3 protein-coding genes and 1 pseudogene are annotated in these 4,177 nt (G+C 74.4%); all 4 read right to left on the minus strand.

Annotated elements, in window-relative coordinates:
* A partial coding sequence (locus HGA02_RS12190; protein ID WP_168679234.1) for an aldo/keto reductase occupies positions 1-1,015 on the minus strand: 1,015 nt, incomplete at its 3' end.
* Positions 1,012-2,463, minus strand: a complete 1,452-nt coding sequence (locus tag HGA02_RS12195; protein ID WP_168679235.1) for an LLM class flavin-dependent oxidoreductase — start codon at positions 2,461-2,463, stop codon at positions 1,012-1,014. The genes HGA02_RS12190 and HGA02_RS12195, both read right to left, overlap by 4 nt.
* Positions 2,460-3,824, minus strand: coding sequence for an LLM class flavin-dependent oxidoreductase (locus tag HGA02_RS12200; protein ID WP_168679236.1), 1,365 nt, complete (start codon positions 3,822-3,824; stop codon positions 2,460-2,462). The genes HGA02_RS12195 and HGA02_RS12200 overlap by 4 nt, the downstream gene beginning before the upstream one ends.
* Positions 3,821-4,177 (minus strand): annotated as a pseudogene (locus tag HGA02_RS12205) (ABC transporter ATP-binding protein); the annotation flags it as partial. The gene HGA02_RS12200 and the pseudogene HGA02_RS12205, both read right to left, overlap by 4 nt.

Consider the following 4,177-nt stretch of genomic DNA (forward strand, 5'->3'; position numbering starts at 1 on the left):
GGCGGAGGGTCGCGTCCGTGAGGGCCGGCGGGGTCCAGCCGGCGTCGGCGGCGTTGAGCGTCGTGCCCGGCGGGACGATCGCGTCGATCTCGTCGAGGACGTCGGCGGAGAGGCGCACGTCGAGCGCGGCGAGCGCCGAGTCGAGGTGCTCGGGCGTGCGCGGGCCGATGATCGCGGACGTGACGGCCGGGTGCTCGAGCACGAAGCCGAGCGCGAGCTGCACGAGCGTCAGTCCCGCGGCCTCGGCGACCTTGGTGAGGGCCTGCACGGCCTCGGCCTTCGCGAGGTTCTCCGGGAGCGACGGGTCGTGCCGGCCGGGCTGCCGGGCGATGCGCGGCGAGACGGGCGCGTCGGCGCCGACGGGACGGCCGGACAGCCAGCCGCCCGCGAGCGGGCTCCACGGCAGGACACCGAGCCCGTGCTCGAGGGCGAGCGGCAGGATCTCCCGCTCCACGCCGCGCGCGAGGATCGAGTACGGCGGCTGCTCGGTGACGGGCCGGACGAGCCGCCGGTCGCGCGCGACCCACTGCGCCTCGACGATCTGCGAGCCGAGGAAAGTCGAGGTGCCGACGTAGCGGACCTTGCCGGAGCGGACCAGGTCGTCGAGCGCGGACAGCGTCTCCTCGACGTCCGTCCCCGGCTCGGGGCGGTGCACCTGGTACAGGTCGACGTGGTCGGTCTGCAGGCGGCGCAGCGAGTCCTCGACCTCGCGGATGATCCAGCGCCGCGAGTTGCCGGCGTGGTTGACCTCGTCGGACAGCCGGCCGTGCACCTTGGTCGCGAGCACGACGTCGTCGCGGCGGCCCTGGAGGGCCTTCCCGACGATCGTCTCGGACTCGCCGCGCGAGTAGACGTCGGCGGTGTCGATGACGTTGATGCCGGCGTCGAGCGCGCGGTGGATGATCGCGACGGACTCGTCGTGGTCGGGGTTGCCCCACGCGCCGAAGTTCATGGCGCCGAGGGTGAGCGTGCTGACCTGCACACCGGTGCGGCCGAGCGGGCGGTACGTCGTCATGCGTGGACTCCTCGGGTGACGGGTTCCGGGGCGGGCCCAGCGACGGTCGCGGCGGCGGCCGTCGGTGCGGCGTCCCGTGCAGTCTGCGTCGGGACGGCGGCGAGCGCCGCGCGGCGGGTCGTGAACTGCGACCGGGGACGGGTCAGGCCGTAGTGCTCGCGCAGCGTCGTGCCGGCGTACTCGCGGCGGAACAGCCCGCGGGCCTCCAGGATCGGCACGACGTGCTCCGCGAAGTCGGTGAACCCGCCGGTCAGGTACGGCGGCATGACGTTGAACCCGTCCGCCGCGCCGCGCGTGAACCAGGTCTCGATCACGTCGGCGACCTGCTCGGGCGTCCCGACGACGAGCTTGTGCCCGCGCGCCCCGGCGAGCCGGTGCAGCAGCGCGCGCGACGTGGGCCGCTCGCGCTCGGCCAGGTCACGGACCAGCCGGAACCGCGACGACTCGGCGCGGTCGTCCGACACGTCGATCCGCTCGACGGGGAACGGCAGGTCGAGCTCGGCCTCGGTGAGCTCGACGCCGACGAGCCGCCGCAGGAGGTCGATCGAGTACGCGGGCTGCGTGAGCTCGTCGAGGTCCCGCTGCAGCGCCCGCGCCTCGGCCTCGGTCGACCCGAGGTAGGGGCTGATGCCGGGCAGGACGAGCAGGTCGTCGGGGTCGCGCCCGTCGGCCGCGGCGCGTCGCCGCACGTCGGCGTAGTACGCCTGCGCCTCGTCGAGCGTCTGGTGCGCGGCGAAGACCGCGTCGGCCCAGCGCGCGGCGAACGCGCGCCCGTCGTGCGACGTGCCGGCCTGCACGTACACCGGGCGGCCCTGCGGCGTGCGCGGCGTGTTGAGCGGGCCGCGGACCGCGAAGTGCGGCCCGACGTGGTCGATCCGGTGGATGCGGTCGGTGTCCGCGTAGCGGCCGGAGGCCGGGTCGCCGACGACCGCGTCGTCCTCCCACGAGTCCCACAGCGCCGTGACGACGTCGAGGAACTCGTCGGCCCGCGCGTACCGGTCGGCGTGCGCGGGGTGCTCGTCGAGGCCGAAGTTCTGCGCGGCACCCGGCGCCCCCGTCGTGACGATGTTCCAGCCGGCCCGGCCGCCGCTCACGTGGTCGAGGCCGGCGAGCTGCCGCGCCAGGTTGTACGGCTCGGAGTACGTCGTGGACGCGGTGCCGATGAGCCCGAGGTGCGTCGTCGACGCGGCGATCGCCGACAGCAGCGTGAACGGCTCGAGACGGAACCGGGTCGCGTACGCGATGTTGTCGGCGAGCGACGGCCCGTCGGCGAGGAAGAGCCCGTCGAACCGGGCGGCCTCCGCCGCCCGCGCCAGGTCCACGTAGTACGCGAGGTCGAGCACGCGCTCCGGGGACGACGCCGGGTACCGCCAGGCCGCCTCGTGGTGCCCGCCCGGGTAGACGAACAGGTTGAGGTGGAGCTGGCGCCCGGCGCGGCCCGCCGTCATCCGGTCACCTCCGCGCTCGCGAGCCGCGCGACCGTGTGCGGGTTGGCCGGGCGGGCCAGGCCGTAGTGGTCGCGCAGCGTCGTGCCCGTGTACTCGGACCGGAAGATGCCGCGCTCGACGAGGATCGGGACCACCTGGTCGACGAACTCCTCCAGGCCCGACGGGAGCACCGGGGGCATGATGTTGAACCCGTCGGCGGCACCCTGGTCGTACCAGTCCTGGATCGCGTCGGCGACCTGCTCGGCGGTGCCCGAGAACGTGCGGTGACCGCGCCCGCCGCCGAGCCGGCCGATGAGCTGGCGGACCGTGAGCCGCTCGCGCCGGCCCAGGTTCACGATGAGCGTGTACCGGCTCTTCGCCCCCTCGATCTCGTCCTCCGACGGCAGGTGGTCCGGCAGCTCGCGGTCGAGCGGGAGGTCCTCCGGGTCGACCCGCAGCTGCGCCGCGAGCTGCACCCGCGCGTACTCCGGGTTGATGAGCCGGTCGAGCTCGTCCTCCTTCTCCCGTGCCTCCGCCTCGGTCGCGCCGATCACCGGCACGATCCCCGGCAGGACGAGCACCGTCGCGGGGTCGCGGCCCCACTCGACCGCGCGGCGCTTGAGGTCCGCGTAGAACGCCTGCGCGTCCCCGAGCGTCTGCTGCGCCGTGAACACGGCCTCCGCGAAGCGGGCCGCGAGGTCCTTGCCGTCCTCCGACGAGCCGGCCTGCACGAGCAGCGGGTGCGCCTGCGGCGAGCGGGGCGTCGTGAGTGCGCCCGCGACGCGGAAGTGCTCGCCGACGTGGCCGATCGGGTGCACGCGCGACGAGTCACCCCAGAGCCCGGCCTCCTTGTCGCCGATCTCCGCGTCGTCCTCCCACGAGTCCCACAGCTTGAGCGCGACCTCGATGAACTCCGCCGCGCGCGCGTACCGGTCGGCGTGCGCGGGCTGCTCGTCGAGCCCGAAGTTGCGGGCGGCCTCGACGAACGCCGTCGTGACGATGTTCCAGCCGGCCCGGCCGTTGCTGATGTGGTCGACCGACGCGAAGCGTCGGGCCAGGTTGTACGGGTCGTTGTAGGTGGTCGACGCGGTCGCGATCAGGCCGATCCGCTGCGTGACCGCGGCGATCGCCGCCAGGACGACGGTCGGCTCGAGCGTGCCCGACGGGCGGCGGCCGATGTCCCGGTGCAGCGCGGGGCCGTCGGCGAAGAAGATCGAGTCGAGCTTGCCGCGCTCCGCCGTCTGCGCCAGGCGCTGGAGGTACGCGATGTTGGTGGAGACGAACGACGCGTCGCTCTCCGGCAGGCGCCACGACGCCTCGTGGTGGCCCGTGCTCATGAGGAACGCGTTGAGGTGCAGGTGCCCCTCGCGGTGGGTGGTCATCGGGTGCTCCTCGGGTCGTCGAGGGGAACGGTGGGGGTCGGTGCGCCCAGGGCGTCGAGCAGCTGGGCGCGGAGCGCGGCGAACCGCGGGTGGGCGGGGTCGCGCGGGCCGTCGTCGAGCGCGACGGGCACGTCGAGGGAGATGCGCCCTTCGTCGAGCACGACGACTCGCTCGGCCAGCACGATCGCCTCGTCGACGTCGTGCGTGACGAGCAGGACCGCCGGGCGGTGCCGCGCGCACAGGTCGCGCAGCAGCCCGTGCATGCGCAGCCGCGTGAGCGCGTCGAGCGCGCCGAACGGCTCGTCGGCCAGCAGGAGCTGCGGCTCCCGGACGAGCGAGCGCGCGAGCGACAC

The sequence above is a fragment of the Cellulomonas septica genome (genome assembly GCF_012396155.1).
GTDB lineage: Bacteria > Actinomycetota > Actinomycetes > Actinomycetales > Cellulomonadaceae > Cellulomonas > Cellulomonas septica.

Excerpts from the sequence above, each read along its gene's own strand:
- HGA02_RS12200 (WP_168679236.1), bottom strand. The coding sequence starts at position 3,824 with ATGACCACCCACCGCGAGGGGCACCTGCACCTCAACGCGTTCCTCATG.
- HGA02_RS12195 (WP_168679235.1), bottom strand. The coding sequence starts at position 2,463 with ATGACGGCGGGCCGCGCCGGGCGCCAGCTCCACCTCAACCTGTTCGTC.